This window comes from Virgibacillus sp. LDC1 (assembly GCF_025792345.1).
Taxonomy (GTDB): domain Bacteria; phylum Bacillota; class Bacilli; order Paenibacillales; family Paenibacillaceae; genus Paenibacillus_AQ; species Paenibacillus_AQ lautus.
In genome coordinates this window covers 302937-324280 of record NZ_JAOXLZ010000002.1, presented here as the reverse complement: position 1 = coordinate 324280, position 21344 = coordinate 302937, and the positions used below count along the sequence as shown (strand labels likewise).

The 21344-nt window shown below is 54.0% G+C and carries 11 protein-coding genes; 5 read left to right on the top strand and 6 right to left on the bottom strand.

Annotated features, from left to right (window positions below):
- Window positions 1-148 precede the first annotated feature (148 nt).
- Window positions 149-772 (top strand): TetR/AcrR family transcriptional regulator, encoded by a 624-nt coding sequence (locus OHJ21_RS22075; RefSeq protein WP_100539771.1) that lies wholly within the window; start codon window positions 149-151, stop codon window positions 770-772.
- A gap of 73 nt (window positions 773-845) precedes the next feature.
- Here OHJ21_RS22075 and OHJ21_RS22070 read toward each other — a convergent pair whose 3' ends face one another.
- The 4 genes from OHJ21_RS22070 to OHJ21_RS22055 all read right to left on the bottom strand — a co-directional run bounded on the left by OHJ21_RS22070 (window position 846) and on the right by OHJ21_RS22055 (window position 5761).
- The gene (locus tag OHJ21_RS22070; RefSeq protein ID WP_009593910.1) at window positions 846-1985 is read right to left on the bottom strand and encodes a toxic anion resistance protein; all 1140 of its coding nucleotides are present in this window, start codon (window positions 1983-1985) and stop codon (window positions 846-848) included.
- A 56-nt stretch (window positions 1986-2041) separates the two neighbouring features.
- Window positions 2042-3730 carry a vWA domain-containing protein gene (locus tag OHJ21_RS22065; RefSeq protein ID WP_100539769.1) on the bottom strand — a complete coding sequence of 563 codons (1689 nt, stop codon included), beginning with the start codon at window positions 3728-3730 and terminating at the stop codon, window positions 2042-2044.
- Window positions 3731-3745: 15 nt separating this feature from the next.
- Window positions 3746-4489: a hypothetical protein gene (locus tag OHJ21_RS22060; RefSeq protein WP_486021151.1), complete on the bottom strand. Its 744-nt coding sequence runs from the start codon at window positions 4487-4489 to the stop codon at window positions 3746-3748.
- Between the two features lie 429 nt (window positions 4490-4918).
- Window positions 4919-5761: a MurR/RpiR family transcriptional regulator gene (locus tag OHJ21_RS22055; protein ID WP_486021150.1), complete on the bottom strand. Its 843-nt coding sequence runs from the start codon at window positions 5759-5761 to the stop codon at window positions 4919-4921.
- 198 nt (window positions 5762-5959) lie between these two features.
- On the opposite strand from OHJ21_RS22055, the gene OHJ21_RS22050 reads away from it, so the two are divergent.
- From OHJ21_RS22050 to OHJ21_RS22035, 4 genes are read left to right on the top strand one after another with little or no spacing between them, the layout of a single operon-like run.
- Window positions 5960-6850, top strand: coding sequence for a DUF8171 family membrane protein (locus OHJ21_RS22050; protein ID WP_486021149.1), 891 nt, complete (start codon window positions 5960-5962; stop codon window positions 6848-6850).
- Window positions 6843-8801, top strand: a complete 1959-nt coding sequence (locus OHJ21_RS22045; RefSeq protein WP_486021148.1) for an ABC transporter ATP-binding protein — start codon at window positions 6843-6845, stop codon at window positions 8799-8801. The genes OHJ21_RS22050 and OHJ21_RS22045 overlap by 8 nt, the downstream gene beginning before the upstream one ends.
- Window positions 8776-9585 carry an energy-coupling factor transporter transmembrane component T family protein gene (locus OHJ21_RS22040; protein ID WP_009593920.1) on the top strand — a complete coding sequence of 270 codons (810 nt, stop codon included), beginning with the start codon at window positions 8776-8778 and terminating at the stop codon, window positions 9583-9585. Before OHJ21_RS22045 ends, OHJ21_RS22040 begins: the two co-directional genes overlap by 26 nt.
- Window positions 9586-9615: 30 nt before the next feature.
- Window positions 9616-10392 carry a PHP domain-containing protein gene (locus OHJ21_RS22035; RefSeq protein WP_326119558.1) on the top strand — a complete coding sequence of 259 codons (777 nt, stop codon included), beginning with the start codon at window positions 9616-9618 and terminating at the stop codon, window positions 10390-10392.
- A 211-nt stretch (window positions 10393-10603) separates the two neighbouring features.
- On the opposite strand, the gene OHJ21_RS22030 is transcribed toward OHJ21_RS22035, so the two are convergent.
- Together OHJ21_RS22030 and OHJ21_RS22025 are read right to left on the bottom strand one after the other, a co-directional pair.
- A complete protein-coding gene (locus tag OHJ21_RS22030) occupies window positions 10604-18196 on the bottom strand; it encodes a pullulanase (protein WP_486021147.1) in 7593 nt (2530 codons plus the stop codon).
- Window positions 18197-18635: 439 nt separating this feature from the next.
- Entirely contained in the window at window positions 18636-21320 is a 2685-nt protein-coding gene (locus tag OHJ21_RS22025; RefSeq protein ID WP_486021145.1) for a family 78 glycoside hydrolase catalytic domain, read from the bottom strand.
- Window positions 21321-21344 lie beyond the last annotated feature (24 nt).

The window sequence follows — 21344 nt, the reverse complement described above, 5'->3', positions numbered from 1 at the left end:
TTTTACCTTTACAACGGTTATCGATTTATAAGCGGTCCTTGTGCGGGCCGCTGTTTCCGCCGATGTATACACTTTTGTTGTCGTCAAAAGGGTGGGAGGATATAATACGGATAAAATAAAATCGTCATGTTTGAAAGAAGGCTCGATAATGAATCCCGAAACCCGAAATGCCCGAACGCAACTCATCATCGAAGCAGCAGAGTACGTATTTACACATAAAGGCATTGAAACAGCCACCATGCAGGATGTCGCCACCGAGGCCAACATGGGCATAGCCACCATTTTCCGGTTTTTTCCGCGTAAGGAGAAACTCGTCGTTGCCGTTGCTACGAAAAAGCTGGAGGCCGTTCTCGAAACCTTCCGTTCCATCGCGGAACGGCCGATTTCCTGCATGGAGAAGCTGGAGCTACTGTTCGACCACTTCATTTCCCTGCTGGAGCAGCAGACGAGCTCGAACGTCAAGCTGCTTGAGAACTTCGAGAGTTATGCCGCCCAGTTCACGGAGCCTCTGGAGGACATCGAGCTGTTTAACGCCGTCTACCGGGACATATCCCAGGTATTCTCAACGATTGTGGAACAAGGCATTGAAGACGGATCGGTTCAAGCCGATCTTCCGATTTCCGAGACGCTGACCACCATCGTAAATACATTCGGCATTTTTGCCAGAAAGCTGTCCCTCCAGAAAAACATCCTAGTGGTCGAGCCGGACCTCGCGCCGGAGAAGCAGCTGGCGATTCTCAAGCACATTCTGCTCAACTATTTGCGAGCCTAGGCTCGGACTAAGTAAAAAGAGTGCGCAGCATCACGACTGCACACTCTTTTTTTGATGATATCCCTGGCTTCCCCTATAAGCCCAGCTTCTGCCCCCGCTCCAAGCGCTGGATCTGCTGCTCACCCGTGACCGCCAGCTCACTGAACTGATGGATCGTCTCACGCATCCGCGGGAGAGCCTCCTGCTTGTATGTGCTGATGGAATCGAGCGCCGACAGCACATCCGTGAACGCTTGCTTCAAGGTATCGACGGAGATGCTCGTTTCCAGCGACTGCTTGTGGATCGCCGCACCTTGATCCTTCAGCATTTTGGAGGTAGCGCTGATCAGGTTGTTCGTGGTTTCGTTCAGCAGCTCGATTTTCTTCAGGACAATCTTCTGGTTGTACAGGGCACTAGCCACCGTGACCGAGATTTTCAGCGCCGTTACCGTTACGTTTCTCGCTCGATCCACGCCGCGAATTAATTCTTTGTTGTTCCGAATGACCACTTCAATGGCCATGATTCCCTGCTGGTTCACGACCAGCATCTGCTGCAGGTCCATCACGCGCTGGCGCAGCGGAAACAGCACCTCCTCGGTGATAAACCGGATTTTATCCTCCGACTCCTGCCGTATTTTAGCCGCCTCGACCTGGGATTCGATCTCTGCGTCCATGAGCATGCCCAGCTGAATTTCCTTTTGCAGCTTTTTGGTGAGCTCGCGGAGGGTTTGCTGTTCAATCTCCAGCGTGGTGTTGTCGTTCTTTAATACGGTTTTTCCTTTATCCAGAGAAATAATGATATCCGAAATGACGGCATCAGCCTTTTGAAACTTGGCAAAATATCGGCGCAGCGGGTTAAACACCATGCCCAGCAGCCCACTCTTTGCAAAATCCACGACGCTTGGGTCCAGATCCTTCAGCTGCAGCTGCAGCTCCGTTAACCCTTTAGCCACTTGACCGCCTTCGTCCCCGGTTTTCGATAATTTCCCCACCTGAACCTGCAGGAGCGCATTCTTCTCCGAGGAGGATCTCATCGAGCTGATCCCAAAGCTTTCAATGGATTGCAGCACTTGTCTTCGCTTCTCGAGCGATTCGATATCCAGCTCCATGATGGCCTGCACATTGTTAGCCGCCAGCTCCTTCAGCTGCGTGACTTCTTCCGGCTCAGGCTTCACCTGCTCTTCAATCGCCGTCTTAATCTCTTCGGGACTAATGACTTCCATCGTAAATGACAATATAACCCCTCCTCCAAATTTCTGTGTTAACCAGATTCACATCGTATGAAAAATTGCTACATCTGCACATTCAGCAGCTGGCCGATTTTGTAGACGACATCGTCGGTATCCGCGTTGATGCTCGCAGCTTCATTGATGCTGGAAATGCTCTGGAGCGCCTGGATGTCGGCATTATAGCCAATCGTGTATACCGGGATTTTGTAGGCTTGGATCAGTTCTCGAATATCGTCGAGGGAATGCCCGACGTTCGTCTCTCCGTCACTCAGCACAAAAATCAGGGGCTTCACGTCCGGATTCGCCGCCATCTCGTCTTGGAGCATCTTCATCGCCACCACGATGCCGTCAAAGGTCGCAGTATTCCCGCTGGCTTCAAGGCTGTTGATCGCTCCGACAAACATCGACTGCTGATTCAAATCGTACTTGCCGATCGGAAGGTTGATCGTAACGTCCGTGGAATACGATACGAAGCCGATGCTGTTGTCCCGGCCCAAATATTTCTGTCCCGTTAACAGCGATTCCTTGAGACGGTTTAACGGCTCGCCATCCATGCTTCCCGACACGTCCGCTACAAACACAGCCGCAACCGGCTTGTTGCCGTCTTTTTTCTCTTTCCACAGCTTCTGGGCGGACGGCAGCAGGCTGCTGTCGACGACCTCAAGCTCGGATTGGTAATCATTTAGACCGTTGAAGCCCTTTTTATCGGCTAATTGCTGATATTTATCCTGCTCTACAAAATCTGCAAATTTCTTGATGACGTCGAGCTTCTCCTTCGGCAATTTCCCGAGCGCATATAAGGGACTGTCGTGCCTTACGCCAAACGGGGTAAAGACGTAACCGCTCTTCATATCCGCCGCGTTGACATAGGTCTGATACTCCAGGACAAAAGCATCCAGCATGCCAGACTTCGCCGCATCGCGCATCTGGATCGTGGTCGAAGCCGTGAAAGGGACGTTCGCCTGAAATTTCTCGAAGCCCTGCACCGCTTTTTCGCTAAGCAGATCGGAGCTGTCAAACGTTTCAAGGGCCGTGATCAGAAAGTTAAGCCCCGTCGAGCTGGCAAAAGGATCCGTGTAACCCATCGCCAATTCATTATTCGCAATCGCATCCGTCAGCGTTTTGACGTTCAAGGAGCCGTACTTCTCCACCAGCTCGTCGTATTTGGCCTTTCGGGTGACGACGCCGGTGACGTTCCCCGTCAGGCGCTTGGATACGAGCTCGGCTTTGACGCCGTATTCCTTGACCATCTCCCCCCACAGCTCATTGGAAGGCGTAAAAGCGTCCGGCACGTACTTCCCGGATGTTATGTAATCGGTTGCGGTTCCCGAAGCGATATTACGGATCTTCACAGATACCGGCTTGCCGTTCACCATCGGCTTGGAGCTGTTGAATTCCTCAGCCACTTCGTTCAGCCATCCGTCAATGCCCGGTCCCGCCTTCTCTGGCGAGGAGAAGATCTCCACGTACAAGTCCGTCGTATTCTCGACCGAGATCGGAAACTTGGATATATCGGGCAGGGAGTCGGCTACGGCCACCGGGTCCAGATCGACTTGGCCTTTTATGGGGTCGGCGGTCGTGACCACGATATCCTTGTAGATTTTGTTGATTTTCTTAGCCGCGCCTTCCGAGTCGACCTCGGCTTGGCTTTTGCCCAGATTGGAGGTTAACGTGATCCCCGCATACACTAGAACAAACACGACCACTGCAATGGCCACGAATACGACAAAGGCACTACCCTTGCTTCGCATAATCATCTCCCTCTCTTATTGCTTGTATAATTTGGTTTGCTTGATTAACCCATCGATTTCCTTCATGCACGGCATCTCCTCCACATCCCGGTAATCGGTGCTGCCGAGCAAAGAAATCTCCAGCAGCAGCTTATCAAGCTTGAGCATGATTTCCTCATTCGCTTCCAGATAACCGGTCACGTAAGCCAAGTACTCTTGGTATAACGCCGTTTTTTTCTGCGCCACCTTGCTGGACAGCTGGGATGCCTTCGGCTGATCGGCCATGCGGGCGAAATCGGATGCGGCGAAGACGCCAAGCTTGTTCAGTATCCCTCGGATATTGAGATAGAACAGCTTCTCAACTTCATCGATGACCCCCATGAATTTCTTGTAACTGAGTTCCGTTTGCTCAAAACGCTGACTTAGAACGCCCAGCAGCGCATTCCTCTTTTTCTCGATTCGCTCCAATTGATCCAGGGCAAGGGCGATATCATGCTTCAGCACTTTCACATTGCGATAATGATGAAGCGCGTCTATGTAATCCTCACGGGTCTGAATCGTTTGGATCGGTTTTGCAGCCGGAGACTTGAACAACAAAACATAACTGCCATAAAAGAGTGCAAGAACACTGACAACCCATACGGTGATGACCAGTGCAGACTGGAAGGCGTTATCGCCGCCGACTTGGAAGCCGAGCAGCCCGGGCGAAACCAGGGCAATATTCACGATCGCGATAACCGCCATAAGCAGGAGCAGCTTCACGGATTTCGAGCCATTCAAGAATTAACACCTCCCCTGCTCCTATAGAGCGATGACTGATTCGACCTATCTTATAAAACATCCGTAAAAACATAGGCAATTGAAGGATATAACACATACTACGTCTCAATTCGAAGTTAGATGCATTTTCCTCTCCAGGCAGCCCTGCCGATATGCCATCCATTCATTTCTTTATCGGATTTTCACATGGATAACATGATGCGGGCATGACCGTCCCGTGTCTAAGAAGGCCATGGCGAATACGCAGAGAACTGCAGCGAAACAGAGGGACCAAGCCGAAGCGAGCAAGTTCATAGAGGTGAGGTAACTATATCAAAATTACATAAATAATCCAATGGTTCTGCGACAAAAGGCACAAAAAAAGTCCTTCAGGGCGTGCCTGAACGACTTCTATTATGGATGGGCTGCCAGCGGGGACGATAATCGCCTTCAAGCTTTGCCTCTTGGCAGCTTATCCGCATATCGGGTCCGCAGCTCGCCCAAGTAATCCAGCTTGCCGAGCGCCTTCTCTTTATTCAGCATGCCGATGCTCAGGATGAGCTGCTCGATCAGCAGCAAGGGCGTCACCATGGAATGAAACTCGCCCATATCCCCCCGACTGACAAAAAAGGAGCTCTGCGCCGGCGTTCCATACCGGAAGTCCTCCCGGTCCGTGATCATGATCGCCGCATTTCCGACGCGGCTTACGCAGTCCAGGATGACCTCCGTTTCCGGGAGCATCCGGGTGAAGCTGAAGATCAGCACGACATCTTCTCGCTCCACATGCGCGAGCGATTCCAGCAGTTCATGACCGCTGCCGGCCATGATCCGCACCGACATGCCGAACCGGGTTAAACGGTACGAAAGCAGCTCGCCCAGTGACAGGGATGGACCTGGGGCATAAATATACACGCGTCTTGCCGAGGCCATTAGACGGGCTGCCTCCTCCAGCTCGTCCGGGCGGTTCTTCTCCATCGTGTCTTGCAGATGATGCTTCGCCTGCTCCAGCATTTTCGCGGGCAGACTGGACGCGTCCAGGCGGGATATCGTTTTTTCCAGCTTTACGGCAGGCGTCGTATCCGAGGATTCCCGCAGCTTCAGCTTGAACGCCTTGGCATTGTCGTGCCCGACAGCGCGCCAAAACCGGGAAACGGTCGCAATGCTGGTGCCAAGCCTGTCGGCGATTTCCTGCTCGGTCATGAACAGCATCTCCTCGGGATAACGTTCGATAAAATCGGCAATTTTGAGCTGGCTCGGCGACAGCCCGGATTTATCGGGAAACCAATTTTTCAATGGTGATGCACTCCTTCTGCAATGAAATCATCGTAATTGGGCATGAGTTCATCATACGCTGTGATTGTTATGTAAATTTTATTTCATGATTATATTTTTGTAAAAAATATTACAATGCGTTGACATAGTACTCCGTTCATTTTAATAATCGCCTCCTATACTGATAGCAAATCCCATTCCCAAGGAGGCTTCTCTCTAATGGCAAGCAATTCACGGGTCTATACCCTGACCTCTTCGCAGAAAATGATGATTTTCGTGCTGTCCATGTCGCTGTACGGCCTGTCCAACATGTTCACCGAGCTCATTCCCGCGTTTCGCCTGGGTCCGATCGAGCTTTCGGTCGAATACTTCGCGTTCATTCCCCTAACCCTCTGCATGCTGTTTCATCCGTTTTATGCTGCAGTGGGGGCTGCGCTCGGCGAAGTCATCTTCGGTGAACTGATGCTCGGGCAATTCGGCGGTCTCGGAGAGCTGGAGAAGTTTCTTACCTTCTCCTTCGCCATGTACGTCGCCGGCCGCTTGGTCAAAAATCCCCTCAGCCGCGCTCAGGTTGGCATCGCCGCCATGTCGGGCGTCATCATCCACCAGCTGTGCAGCTCTCTGGTGGATATCGGCAAGGTTTGGATCGGCGTCGAGGAATTCGAAGCCGTGCCTGGGCTTGCACAAAGCGTGGTCCTTGTCGAAGGCATCGGTTTCCTGAACGATGTGCTGTTCTCCGGCATCCTGTTCGCTCTTCTGCCTACATTATATCTGGTTCCAAGGTTGTATGGAAAAATCGAGCCGCTGCTCGGCATCAAACCCCGCCAGAAGCTTACCCAATACGAAGCCGCCGGCATCGTCTCGCCCAAGCTGATCCTGGCTGGAATCGTTTTGGCACTGATTGCCTTCGGGGCGGAATCCCTTTCGGAAACGGACTGGAACTTCGGGGAGTGGGACAGCGGATTTGCAGACCGGTTCGGCATCGGCGCGATCTGGATCAGCATTGCTGCAGCCGCCATCGTGGCCGTTGCAGTACTGGCTTTCATGCGAGCCAGAAGAAACCGCGGCCTTCAGGAAGAGAAAATGCCGGAGAACCCGCCTTATGCCTAAACCGTTCGTTCATGACCACCCGGCCATCCGAATCGCAGACGTCACCTTTGCCTATCCCGGTTCGGAGCAGCCTGTGCTGAAGGAAGCTTCCCTGCACATTCGCCGCGGAAGCTTTACGGCGATCATCGGAGGAAACGGCTGCGGCAAATCCACGCTCTGCAAGCTGTTCAACGGATTGATTCCCCACTATTATTCAGGCGATTTCACGGGTACCGTCGAAATCTGCGGGGTTTCCGCCGAGAATCGGACGGTCTCCGAGCTATCGCGCATGGTGGGGTATGTCTATCAGGATTTTGATAACCAGCTTGTCCGCCCCACCGTCATGGATGAAGCCCATTTCACTCCGCTCAATTACGGGCTCCCGGACTACCGGGCCATGTGCGCCAGGGCACTCGATATGTGCGGATTAACCCATCTGAAGGACCGCTATATATGGGAGCTGAGCGGGGGGCAAAAGCATCTGCTCGCTTTGGCGGGCGCCCTCTCGCTGGAACCGGACATTCTCGTGGTGGATGAGCCGGTATCCCAGCTCGATCCCCAGCACGCCAGGCAAGTGTATGATGTGCTGCGCCAATTGAATCAGGTCCATGGAAAGACCATTATCGTGATTGAGCATCATGCGGAGTTTATTGCCGGCTACTGCGAGGAAGTGTGCCTGATGGAGCAGGGGAAGGTGCTATGGCAGCGCCCGGTCATCGAGGCGCTGAACAGCCTTGATGATCTGGAGCGGCTTGGCATCCAGCCGCCCCAGGTGACCAAAGCAGCGGTACAACTGTCTGCGATTCTGCTGAATGGCGGCATGGCCCCCGGCCGTCCGCAGGATGGACACTCGATAACGGTCGGCTCCGACTCTTATTCTATGGGGTTGTCCGGATATCAGCTGAAGCAGCCTTACCCTATTACGGCCGAGGAAGCAGAGGTCTATTTTGGAGAGCTTCTGCACAGGCACGCCGATACGCCATCGCTGTTTGATCATCCACCAACCGACGCTAGAGCAGACGATGCTTCCCCCGCTGACACCACCGTGAAAAACCCGGATTCCGACCAGCGTCGCATCCTGCAGGGCGATGAATCAGAACGGCAAGGGGAGCATGGTTCACTGGTGGAGTTCCACCATGCCGTACTTCGCTACCGAACGATTCATAAAACGGAGCATGAGGTTCTTCGAGGCATTGATCTTTGCCTGCATGAAGGCGAACGCATCGCGCTTGTCGGCAACAACGGCGCGGGCAAATCGTCGCTTCTGAAGCTGATTGCCGGCATCGCCAAGCCTTCCGGCGGCTCCGTCACGATGATGGGCAGAAATACCAAGGATTTATCGCTGGAGCAAATATCCGCTAGCGTCGCTTACGTCTTCCAGAACCCCGAGGATATGTTCATTGAAGATAATGTGCATCAAGAGGTGGCCTACGGCTTGAAGAGCCGCCGTCACCCGGAAGCTGAGGATCGGGTTCAGCGCATGCTGACCCATTTCCGGCTTCAGCCTCTCCAGGAACGGGATGCCCGCCTCCTCAGCGGCGGTCAGCAGCGCCGCGTATCCCTGGCCATAGGGGCCGCTATGATGCCCCGGCTGATTCTGCTGGATGAGCCGACGGCCAATCTGGACATGTCCACTCGCGAAGAGCTTCTGGATACGCTGCAGGAACTGGAGGACCATGTCCGTACCGTTGTCATCGCCACCCATGATATGCAGCTGGTTCACGAATGGGCGACCAGAGTGATCGTCTTAAATCAAGGCGTTGTGGCCGGCGACGGCACCGTCTCCGAGATTTTCGCCGATTCGGAGCTTATTTCCCGGGCCGGGCTCGCACCGACCCAGATGATGGATTTATCTATAAGGCTGGGCGTCATGCCCCCGACCAGCTCGCCGGACGAGTTTGCCCGGCATATGTACGGCATTCTGAGCGGAAAGGAGATTCACCGTCATGCAGGTAGTCCGCAACTGGTTTAACAAGATTTCGATTGAACGGATTCAGCTCGAGTTGATGAATACCGCCTACGGGAGCGGCCATGCCGCCCTTTCCCGGCTCGATCCCCGATGCATGCTGATCTGGTACCTGTTCTTTGCCATAGCGCCCTGGTTTATTTCCAGCATGACCGTGCTGGCCGGATTGTTTCTCATGATGGTGGTCACCACCATTCTGTCCCGGGTTACGCCGTTTATTATCGTCGTACTATGCCTGGGCCTGATCGGCCAGGTCGGCTGGCTGTTTGTGGTGTCCCTCTTTTTCGGCGGGGACGTCAGCTCGGCGCTTCCGCTGCTGAAACTCACCTTGAAGCTCTCGGTTGTATCGCTTGCAAGCATTACGGTGTTCTCCGGCATGGATCCCGAGAAAATCAGCGACGGCCTGCTTGCGCTCGGCATGCCTGCCGCCTTCTCGTTCAGCTTGTCGTACGGCTATCGGATTCTCCCCGTATTGTTCGAAGAATTTCGCCATGTGCTGCTTTCTTACCGGCTTCGGGGAAAAGCGCCGGAACATCCCGGTTTTCTCTACTGGCGGCTCGCGGCCTATTACATGAAGCTGCTGATGCTATCCTTTTTTCCTTTGATGCTGGCCACCGCCAAACGTTCCCGCACGACGGTAGAAGCGCTGGAGACCCGCGGGTTCTCCTACGGCATGAAGAATCCGGCTGCCAAGAAGCTGAAGCTGTCCCACCTGACCCTGTCGGCGAGGGATGTGGTGTTCCTGACCGGAACGGCAGCGTATACCGCATTGTTGTTCTGGTTCGGCTAAACTACTGACTTTGACAAGGAGTGTTCGAATATGAAAATTGATCTCCATACCCATGCCAAATTGTCCAAAGCGTCCGATTTCTCTAAACATTATTATGAGGAGATGATCCGGGAAGCGTTGGACAACGGACTTGATGCGCTCGCTTTGACCGAGCATTTTAACACGCGCCATTTTGACGAGGTGTACCGCCAGCTTGACAGCATGTTTCCCTATAATGGCGAATACTACGATGCAGGCGGATTGAAGATCTTTCCGGGGATGGAAGTGGACATCCGGGAAACCGGCCACATTCTGCTGATCGGCCGGAAGGAGTTCATTCTGGAAACCCGCCGTCGCCTGGACGGGTATACGGAGAAGGGCGCCTTCATCCCTTTCGATGATCTGATGGAATTGGCCGAAGCCTTCCCGCTGCTCAAGATCGGAGCCCATCCATTCCGGGAGAGCACGCCGCTCCACCATCTCACGCGCAGCCAGTTGAGCCGCCTGGACGCTTTTGATCTCAATGCCAAGGATATGTACCAATACGGCAGCGAAGCCAATCAAGATCAGGTTCAACGTTTCGCTGCCGATCTCGGCAAACCTGTTACGGCGGGAAGCGATACGCATCAATGCCTCCAATTCGGAAGCGTCTATAATGAGCTGCATATGCCTTGCGAATCCGCTGCCGAGCTCAAGGATGCCATTATGCAAGGCGCTTACCAGCTTCATGTCTCGGACAGCCTGCCGATTAAGGTCAAAGCATCCGTCATGCTGAAAAAGCTCATGAAGGAGATCATCCGGCTCCAATCCCCCTCAGCCGTCATCTAGCTAGTGAAACGTGAACTACGCCAAAGTTCAATAGCCCCCTCTATGTATCATTTACATTCATGTACGAAAAAGAAGCCTGGTCATGTATCCATGTCCAGGCTCCTTGCGTTTCCGAAAGATTGTTACATTGCGACTCGATCCCATGTCATTCCGACCCGAACCGGCTCTCTAACCCCATTCCGGCGTTACACGAATCGGCGGGATGTCGGAATTACTGCAGTCGGTCCAACAGATTCAGCATGGCTTGTGCGCTTTCCGCACGGGTGGTTTTGGCTTGAGGCGTAAACATGCCATTGGCATGCCCCTTCATCAAGCCAAGGGCCAAGGCTTCATTCACCTCTTGGAGTGCCCATGAAGAAATTTGCCGCTTATCTTTCAGGTTAGGTGCTCCCTCTAAAGAGGAAGTGCCTCCCTTGGTCTGGTAAGCACGATAAAGCATCACAGCCAGCTCCTCGCGGGTGATGGCCGCGTTCGGTGCGAACGTGTCCTTGCCTCTGCCGTTCACCAGCCCGTGCTGGTAAGCCGCCGCAACCGCCGAAGCATACCATGTTTCGCCGTCCACATCCGTGAAGGTCGTGTCTTGCGTGCTTTCAAGGCCCAGGGCACGAACGAGCATCGCTGCGAACTGCGCGCGTGTCAGCGGCTGTTGCGGACTGAATTTCGTATCGCCGGTGCCATTCACAATATGCTTGGCTGCCAGCTCTTTTACCGCTTGCTCCGCCCAATGGCCGGCAAGATCGGCAAACGATTTGTCGTATTCCAGCACGGCATAGTAGCTCAATTGACTGACTTCAGCCGTCAGCTGCCCGTTTACCGGCTTTCCGCCGGCATATTTCAATGGTCCCCATTCCGAAATGCGGTAGATGCCGGCCAGCTCGCCGTGAATGGCGCTGTCGACAGGAAAAGCAATCGTTACAGGCGCTATGAAATGCTCCAGCTTATATGCCTTGCCGTCTTTCGTACGGACGTTAAGATCTAATTCGTACATCTTGCTGCCCTGCTTCAGTTTAGCCTTCCCGGCAGCAGCTGCTTTGGCTACGAGAGAGGCAGCTGTCTGCGTTCCAACCTCCTTCAGCTTAAACGAAATGACCGCATCCTTAGCCTGCTCGGCCGGTACGAGCTGGCGCAGCGCTTTGAGCAGCGCGGACGGAAGCTGTACCATCACGCCGTCCTGCTTCAGCTCCAGCGGCTTCGCCCCCAGAATATCCCCTGCCGTCAGCGGCAGGAGAACTTCGATATCCTCGGCACCGAGCTGAATCGTCACTTTCTCCTGCCCGCCGCGCAGCGATTCTTCGTTAACGATCCGCTGACCCTGATTTGGCTTCGTTCCCGGATCGGTAGACGGATTGCCGCCTGCTCCTCCGCTTCCGTTTCCACTGCCGGAGTTGCTGCCGTTGCTGCCGTTGCCGCCGCCTTCAGTTGGCACTGCAGCCAGAATGACGGTACCGCCATCCGACATGGCAGGGAGCGTTAGCGTCACTTTCTGATCGGCCGTTACGTTATACACTCTGCCGCCGTACAAGTCCTTCGCCTTGCTGCCCGCCTTAAACGGCACAGGCAGGACGACTTCTTTCGGTTCGTTCTTCACGTGAATCGCGGTAACGATATGCTCTCCGTTATACTGCTTGTCGAATGCGAGATAACCATCCGCATTCGAAGCCGCGATGGATGTGCGCGTTCCTTTTGAAAACACTTTCGAGTTTGCCGCTCGAATGTTCAAGAGCTTCTGGTAATGCGTGAGCAGCTTCTTCTCGCCCTCCAGCTGGTCCCATGGCATATCGCCGCGGTTCTCGCTAAATTCGCCTTTGCCCATATCCCCGGCATTCTTGCCGGAGCGCCCAAGCTCTTCGCCATAATAGATGACCGGCTGGCCTTTGGATGTAATTTGCAGCGCTGCGGCCGCCATCAGCTTTGCCTTATCGCCATCCACGTAGTGGGACAGGAAGCCATCCTCGTCATGACTGCTTAGGAATTGCCCCATCATTCGGGTGTTATCCAGCTTCGATTCGCGGTCAGCCAGGTAGGCCTCAACCGATTCCACGCTGCCGTTCACGAATTCCTTGGCCTTTCCTTTGAAGCCGAAGTCCAGCAAGCTGTCCATCTGGCCGCTCTGAAGCGTTCCGCCAACGCTGTCAACCGTGGCTCCGAAATATTCGCCAATCATTTTGAAGCTCGGATCGAGATGGGTCAGCGCATTTTTGAACGCCTTCCATGTCGTTTCATCCACGTGCTTCACCGTATCTACGCGGAAGTAGTCGATCGTGTCTCCGCGGTCGGTTTTGGCACGCTCCAGCCAGCTTGCCTGCCAATCGATGATCTGCTGGCGAACAACCGGATTCTCCGTTATGAAATCAGGCAGCCCCGCTAATTCGCCTTTGATCGGATCGGTATCGGCAGACAGACCGTCTGTACGAAGCATATCTTTAAACCGGTCCTTATCTTCCTGCGTGATACCGGGCGCACTGTCTCCCGGCTTCAGGCCATATCCCGTATGGTTGACTACGACGTCCACCATAATTTTGATGCCCCGGTCATGCGCCTTATCGATCAGCTCCTTAAAGGTATCCAGATCGCCCAGATGCTCATCGATCTTCGTAAAATCTTTGGCCCAATAGCCGTGATACGCATATTGCTTGCCGCCGAAGCCTGCACCCTGATTGAAATCGATGTTATCCACAATCGGCGTGATCCACAGCGTGTTCACGCCCAGATCCTCGATGTAATCGAGTTTATCGATCAATCCTCTGAAATCCCCGCCATGGTAGGCTTCCGGGTGATCCTTGTCAACATTCGCGTTGTTGGAAGCATCCCCATCCATGAAACGGTCGGTCAGCACAAAATAAATGCGCGCCTCGTCCCAATCGAAATCGAGTTTGCCGCCTGCGATTCTTGGCTTCACCGTTACCGCGGCTTCGCCGGTATGCCTATTGCCGTATTGGTCGACTAGCGTGATTCCTACTTTCTTGCTGCCGGCCGTGACCGTATCTTTCACGGCAATGCTGTGCTCCAGCAGCTCTGTATCCACCTTCGCTCGGGCCGGACCTCCCAGCTCCGTTAGGTCGACGAACGCTTCCTTGTAAGCAACGGGCTCCGAAGAGGTTACATTCAATTTTAGCACCGCATTTTCATCATACGAGATGGAACCAGGGGTTACCTTCGCCCCGATGGTCACGGTCGGATCGCGGTAAACCACCTGCGACTTTCCGTTCACCGTGTTTTTCGGATCGGTGACTTCCTTCGCGGTTCCGTTATGATTGACGATGAACGTGTATTCGTAAGTTCCGGGAGCAACGCCCTTAAGCGTATAACTGAACCATTCCTTGTCAGGAACGTAGACCATCGTTTCCAGCTTCCCGTTAATCTTCACTTTCACGTCAGAGATGCTATCCATCCGTCCGTCCCGGAACAATTGATCGTCCCGATAATGGAACGTAATGTTACCGTCTTCAAGCATCGGCCCCGTAAGGCCCGGCAAAATGTCCAGCTCATGCACCATGCTCGTCACATTCACTTTCGTGAAGGCCTCGCCTGGCTGAAGCGGAATGATCCGGTCATCAGGGATATCCTGCTTGGCCGTATCCCAATTCGTTCCTTTGCGCAGAACGAAACCGACGCCGGTTGTTTCGGGTGCCACCTCAATCTGTACGGTAGCCGCGCCATTCTCTATCTTTTCAAACCTAATCTCACCGTTCGTTGCCCCCGTATTCCAAACCCACAAATTCCAATCCGCATAATCCTGATCCGGCCGAATGTAGTTAAGCTGCACATACCGTTTATTGTCCACTACATCGGCTGTGACGGTTACGGTAATCTCTTTCTGGAACCCCCGATAGGAAACGGTTATGACCGCCGTTCCTTCCGAGACTCCCTTCACCACGCCTGCGGCCGTTACCGAAGCCACCTGCGGGTTGCTGGACGCATAGGTTGCTTGTTTCGTTACGGCTCGTTTGCTGCCGTCCTCGTACTCAGCATATACCGCGGTCTGATGCGTCTTACCGGTCTGCAATGAGTAACTATCTTGATCCACCGATATATCGCGGAGTACGGCTGCCGCGGCGTTCGTTTTGATCACAACGGCCGTCAGAGGCTCTAGCGTGATCGAGCCGGAGGTTAACGTGAAGCCGGACTTCGCTTTGACGCCGGTCGTGCCGGCTTCATCGTTGTCGACCACCACCGTGCCGGAGCTCAGATCTTCGCTTAGCGTCAACGTTCTCGACTGGTTATCCGCATTAACGAACACATAATAATGGCCGGTTCCGTCCGTCGCTTTATTCTTATAAGCAATGACCAGATCCTGCGCCTTTACTTCGGGAATCTGCAGCAGCGTTACGTTCGAATTCACCATCGACTGATCGCCAAGGCGGAAAGCGTCGGACGATTTTCTTAACTCGATCAGTCCGGTCGTATATTCCCGCGTCTTGTTATTCTCCGGATACTTGGCTTCATCCGTCGCTTTCTCCCAATCGAACATGTTGATGGCGTCGGAGGAATCGTAGGAATCATGGATGAAATAACCGAAACGGTTTCCTGCCTCGTCCTCTAATTCATGGTATTTCTGCTCGGGAACCCCTGAGCCCAGCCATTGCTTGGTCCGCCCGTACTCCTGTCCTGCATGGAGGAACGCCGTTCCTTGCGAGGTCAAGGTGAGCAAGTTGCCCAGGCGAACGCGCTTGTGAATCTCCAGATCATTCGCTGCAATCGACGGGTCCTTCTTGATGGACTGCGCAATAATGTCGTACAGCGGCAGATTGTCATGGGCTTCAATGTATTGAACCATGTCACCCGGATCGTCTTCCTTCGTGTTGCTTGGCTGCGCCTTAATATTGTTGAAAATGGTTTGGATGTCGCGCACGCCACCCGTAATGAACCGAGGCTCGCCTTCATTGCCGAAGCCGGATTTCAGCTCGTTGCGGAACTCGTCGGAGAAAACGCCGACGTCGTCCGTTTTATCCATCCAATTCTGGTCCGCGCCCTTGCCTGCCAGGGAGGGATCCGACAGATGACCGCCGAACGTGACCCAGCCCTCGCCGATAAACAGCGCTTTCGGGTTGATGGCTGCCGCGGCATCATAGGCATTCTGCACGGCTTCATACGTGGCGTCGCCCATCATGTCCCAGCGCATGCCGTCGATTTTGTATTCGTCGAACCAATATTTCACGGAGTCCACCATCAGCTTCTCGGCCATCTTGTGGTTGGTCGCCAGATTGTTGCCGAAGCCGCCGATGAAGTTGCCGTTGGCATCCTGGAAAGCATAATAGTTCGGTACGATATCATTCAAGAAATCTGCCTTGGCCATATGGGTATAGACCACGTCCAATACGACGCCCATTTCGGCCTCGTGAATGGCGTTGATCATCGCCTTCAATTCTTTGATGCGAAGCTCGGGATCCGTTGGATCCTCGGAGTAAGCACCGTCAGGGGAGAAATAGCTGTGCGGGTCATACCCCCAGTTGTACTCATTGTCTTTGGCCGAATAATCCAGCTCCCTGTTCTTCATGGCTGCTTCGTCGCCGTAATACCAAGCCATCACGGGCAGCAGCTGAACATGGGTGACGCCCAAGGACTTGATGTATTCGAGCTTCTCTTTGAACGCATCGTAGGATCCCCAAGTCGCGTTATGGAGGTCATTCTCAATCGTCGGATCCGACGTGAAATCCCGGACGTGAATCTCCCAGATGATGGCGTCTTCCCGCTGCTCGTAGCCCGGAATGTCCGCAAAATCCAAGCCGGCGGGATCCGTTTGACTCAAATCGACGATCGCGGCTTTGCTGACGGTATCGCCGTCCGGTCCAACTTCGCCCTTGGTGTTCACTCTGAATTGCGCCATGGATTTGGCGTATGGATCCAGCACGGTTTTCGTCACGCCGTTGTTGGTCACTTCGTATTGATAAAAATATCCTCTAAAATCTTGAATGCCGAGGTCCCCCGGCTTCAACCGAACCGACCATACCCCTTTATCGCCCTTTTGGAGGGCGACGTTGCCGATAAACTGCGTGGCATCATCCTTGCTGTACACCTTTGCGGTGACTTCGGTCGCCGTCGGTGCCCACAGCTTAAGCTCGGCTCCTCCAGCCTGATAAGTCGCCCCGAGGTCATCGCCGTCGTAAGCGTACATCTCATCCAGCATTCTCCAGCCGGTGGTTGCTGATACGGTTTTTCCGGCGTAAGTTACGCTTAGCGGTATCTGATCCAGCTGAAATGATGCCGACACTTCGATGGTCGTGTTTCCGGTAATCTTCACGTTTTGAATGGCAACCGGATGGCCGTCCTTATCCTTGATCTGCAGCTCATTCTTCAGCGTATCCGCTTCCAAACCATCGGTCATCGTAAATCCGAGCTGGAGCTTTCCTGGAGCCAATACTTCAGCCGAGACCAACCCGGTAGGCACTTCCCCATATGGGGATGTGTAGACGGTGTTGTCGCCTTCTTGAATGAACAGATGCTGGTATCGGTCTACCAAGGTGAAGCCTTTGTCGCCCCCGTCTTTGCCGGCGTCTCCTTTGGCCGGATCCAGCACGAGGAAGTTCATCTTCTGGGCTCCCGGCTTCATTGGAATGTCCACATAAGCGCCATATCGGTCGGTTTGGCCTGAAGGGAACATGGTAGCCCCCGTCGGCCAGTCTTTCGAAGGCGCAGCGACATCGTCTCCCCATAACCATAAACCGTACGGATCATAGTTCTGATCCTGCCGTTGATAGTGGATACGCACGGTATCCGCCGGCAGGTCAACAGGCTCAAAGCTGTATACCGTATCAGAGCCTTCCTTGAGCCATACTTCGTTCATGTCCGGCGAGGCTAAGGTGAATTTCTTGTCGCCGCCGTCTTTATTGCCGCTGATGCGATCGACAACGACGATGCCGACTTTTTGCGCGCCGTCCTTGAGCGGAATGTCGACGAAGGCCCCGTAGGCGTCCTGCTGCCCGCCAGGGAATGGCGTTGCGCCTGCCGGCCAATTGGCCGACGGAGATGCGACGTCATCGAATATCCACAGTCCGACGCTCCCGTAATTCGCGTCAGCCCGGTCGTAATGGACGCGCAGATGGTTAGCCAGCACCGGCGTTCCCGGATCAGCGGGTACCGCGAAATGAGCGGCAACGCCGTGATTGGCCGCATCGTAGCTGAACGTAACCTTCACGTCCTGCGGCAGCTGAAGCGCCTCCCGATTAGCGGGGTGAACCGGACTTGCCGCATCGCTCCCCAAAGCGATTTGGTACTCATGATCCCCTTCGTACACATCGGCTGTCACCGTGTATACGTTGTCATAATCGGAATCCTGCATGATTAATCTCGCATCCGCAGGCGACCAGTCAGCTGCTTCGCCGATGCCCGATTGGAAGCTGCCGATCACTCGGGGAAGCTTATCCGCCTCGATCGGAGCGTAGTATGTAGAATCCGCGATCCGGTGCGTCCCATGATTGTAATAAAAGGTAACCTGGGAATCTTGAGCGAGCGTTATGAGGATGTTGCCATCCTTGTTTGCTCCGCTGGGATTGGAATAATGGGCGGAGCCGTAATTCTCGTCCCACTTGCCGTCGATCGCGATCTTGTATTCGTACGATCCCGCGGGCAAGCTGCCGGTGAACCTGTATTCTCCGTTCCCCATATCGTTCATGGTTGTCGCTGCGGCAGCCGGATCCCAATCCCCGCTATGGCCTAGTTCGGATTGCAGACTTCCTACCAGCGTAACCTGGTTTGGCGCGTTATTGGCATCGGCCGTTGATGGCGGAATGCCGAGCATAGAGAAAATGAGCGAAACAATCATAATGATAGACCACATTCGTTTGCTTGAAACCGTCATTCTCATGAAACAAATAACCTCCTTCTGTTCTTGGATTAGGTATAGCTGATACTGAGTTGATGCCATTCATTGCGCAAACGCTTGCATAAACAAGTTTGAGCTTCCATCAAGTAAAGTACGACAATTACTGACAACGTTTAGAGAATATATTCGAAATATAGAATGAAACATTTTAGATGAAAGCGATTACAATGAAAACGTTTGCATCATTTATTGTAGTATTGAGGCTCCTTCTCGTCAACCACATTTTGACCTGTTTTCATCATGAATTTTGCGGCTCAGGCGGGTTTTCTCCAGCAGCATCTAGCTCTAACAAATAAAGGGAATCCGTCATCCAGATGATGACGGATTCCCCTACTAAGTTTTACATGTATGGTATGGCCGTTGCCTGTAAATAGGGTTGGGAATTGCTGAAGCTGGTCGGCCGCAAGCACAACGCTGCCTACTAATAGCGAACCGTTAACTCATAACGTCCGGACAGCAGCTCAAGTTCAAGCATGCTATGGTCCAGTCCACAGCGGACGATGCCGTCCGGCATGCAGCTTGAAGCTGCTCCTCCCCATATCTCTATACCATCCATCAGGAGACCGGTAATGGGGCGGGAGTGCGGTGAATCCAGTACAACGGTAGCGCTCATTGTGCAGGGCAGCTCAAGCCGCATCCGAATACCGGTCCCGCCGACCCGCTCCCAGCGTACGGCGATATTGCCTCTTACGGTGGAAACGGAAGCCTCGGCGAAGTCCAGATCCGGCGCGAAAAAGGGGCGAATTCGTGCCGTCGCGAATCCGGGAGCTCCGCTCTGAATCCCGCAGACATACTCCTGAAGCAAGCGGGCGGGATAACCGTTCCATGCATGGCAATGGGACTCGATATCATCCCAGCCTTCCCACATGGTCTCGGCTCCTTGTGCAATCATGTAGCCCCACCCCGGATAATCCGTTTTACTCAGCAAATGGTAGGCCTGATCCTGCAGTCCTTCCTCGAACAAAAGACGGAGCAGCGGGAGCGACAAGACCGTCTTGCTCTCCCACGGCTTGCCTGCCACGGCCTGCAATGCAGCCTCCCGGTCTTTTGTCGGCAGCAGCCCCGCATATAATGCCAACGCATTAACCCCTTGATGGGTTGCAGTCGATCCCGAGCTGTCATGCAGCAGCTTGCCGGAACCATCGTACAGCTCATTCAGGATGCTGACTTGCAGCTTCTGCGCATGGACTGCGTACGCCGCACTGTCTTCTGCTCGATTCAGCAAGGCAGCGGCTTCCGACAGGATGCGCAGTGCCTGCCATGCCTTGATCTGCTGCACGGTCAGATGTTCGCCTTCATGCTCAACCGTCGGATAAGGCCAATCGCTAATATGCCATCCGCGGCCGACCGGAATCAGGCCTGTAGCCGGCGATATCAACGATAGATAGCCATCGATCATGGCCCGGAGCGGCTCATAATAGCGAGAGAGCAGCTCCGTATCCCCGCTAAACTGATATAGCTTCCACAGCAAGGTCGCATAATGCAGGTCCCATTCCGGAATTTGAATAAAAAAATCAGGATGCTCGTAGTTCGAAGGGAACACAAAAGGGAAGGAGCCGTCTTCCAATTGACCGTCTGCAAAATCCTGCAGCGTCTTATCCAGTACCGGATAGGCATCGAAGTTATAGAGGAGCGTCTCCGCTTGCAGATCGGTATCCGCGAGATACTGGGCCTGTTCCCGATGCGGGCAGTCGACCACCTGGCCCAGCACATTGTTGCGCTGCGTCTGCAGGCAAACGTCGTACAGCTTGTTCAAGAAGTCGGACGAACACCGAAAATGCCCCGTCCGCGCCATAACTGTACCCGCTGAGCAAATTCGCAGTTGGCTTTCCTCAATCGGTTGCGGATAGCCGGTAACCTCCACATAACGAAAGGCTTTAAAGCTGAAATCGGGCTGCCAATACTCGATTCCTCCGCGCCCATGCATCGTATAAAGGTCGTAATAATGATGCGAAGTCTCGTTGCATACTTGATGAACAACCCGCCCGCTGCCATCGAGCGTTTCGGCATACCGGAGCCGTATTGTGACGCCTGCTATACCGGGCAAGGCCAATTGCGGCCAGCCCGATATGATTTTGCCAGCGTCGAATACCTGAATGAGCCCCTCTTTCCCGTTAACGACCAACGGCTCCGCTGTCACGGATGGAATGATAGACTCCAGCTCTTCCGCCTCGGGGAGCTGCTGCCAATGGAGTGACCATTGCTGTACGGATGGATGAGCAAGAACGACCGAAGTACAGTGTTCATCTCCAACATCGGGCTGCAGCCAGTTCGGTTCCAGAAGAGCCGCGTCATAGTCCTCTATGGCCGATAAACGGCGGTTCTGCTGGTATGAAGTCCCGGTGCGATGCGGAATCTGCCTTAAGGCCTGCCATGTCAGATCCGATACAACCAGCTGCTCCGTCCCGTCCTCATGCTCTACGTGCAGCTGGAGCAGCATGCCCGGGACGCCGTTCACATAGTTCTGGCCGCTTCCGCCCAAATAATGAGCCGCAACGCCGATGCAATTGGCACCGCTCGACAAGAGGGGGGCCACATCATATGCCAAATAATATTTGCGGCGAGGCACCCCCGTCGGGGCGGGAGAACCATAGCCTCCAACCCGTTGTCCATTGACGAATAATTGGAATACATGGTGGGCGGATACGAAGATTTTGGCCCGCGCAACGGCTCCCCGGAGATCAAGGGATTTGCGGAAATAAGCAAAATCATTAGGCTTCATCTCCTCGGACCGCCATATCCATTCAGCACTCCAATCGCCGGGAAACAAGCCCGTATCCCAATATGCCGGTACGCTTTCGCTTTCCTTTCCCTGACGGTCCCAGACCGTAACCCGCCACCAGTAACGCGTATTGCTCTGCAGCGGCGGACCATCATACAGGAGGCTTAGGCTTTGGCCACTCCGCCTGCCGCTGTCCCACACTAAATCTTCGTCCCTGTTAGAGAGACCCTCCGCGGAATGGGACACCCACACCCTCACCCTGTAAGCCGTGCACGCCTCTCCGCGCCGATCGCTCTCCAGCAGCCAGGAAAAACGAGGAGAAGACACATCCAGCCCCAATGGATTCTCCAGACCATGCACAAGCGGTTTTTGTAACGTAAGCACGTTGCTTCTCCCCTTCCAGACTGT